Source organism: Aphanothece microscopica RSMan92 (genome assembly GCF_046613545.2).
Lineage (GTDB): Bacteria > Cyanobacteriota > Cyanobacteriia > PCC-6307 > Cyanobiaceae > NIES-981.
Window position 1 is genome coordinate 1 of record NZ_JBKKKY020000314.1, and the last position, 658, is coordinate 658.

At 52.0% G+C, this 658-nt stretch carries 1 protein-coding gene; it reads left to right on the forward strand.

The features are described 5' to 3' along the window. Window positions 1–658: glycosyltransferase (locus ACLD7X_RS17715; protein WP_411425007.1), on the forward strand; the 658-nt coding region annotated here is incomplete at both ends.

Here is a 658-nt window from a genome sequence, read left to right on the forward strand (position 1 = left end):
CGATGACCTTCGTTACGAAAGAGGATATCGAAGCCATGCGTTCGCAGCAACCGCGTGGTATGTATGCATTACTGACGAATGGCGTTGATTTGGATCGGTTTTCGTTTGACGAGCGATGCAGCCACCGTCGAGGCATCATTTTCACGGGCAAGTTGGATGTTCAGGCCAATCACTTGATGGCAACCGGTATTCTCAACAACATCCTTCCACTTATTCGCCAACAATTGCCCGACGTGGTGTTGTCGTTTGTTGGAGCAAAGCCGCGGAAAGCGTTGCTTGCTGCAGCGAAAGGGAGAGCTTCGGTTGTGGCCGATGTGCCGGACATTGTGCCGTATCTTCATAATGCAGCAATCTTTCTTCACCCACATGAAGGGGGCTCGGGAATCCAAAACAAGGTGCTCGAGGCAATGGCAACGGGATGTCCCGTTGTCACTACTAAGTCAGGCTTGCAAGGTATAGAAGCAATTCACGGTGTTCACGCCATGATAGGGACATCTCCAGCGCAGATAGCAGAGTATGCTGTGATCCTTCTGAAGAATCCCGAACTGCGAATGACGTTGGCGCGGAACGCACGCCTGCTTATGGAGACGACGCATTCCTGGAATCACGTTCACACCCAAACGGAAGGTGTTTTGGGACTAAGGCCACCTGCCGTGAT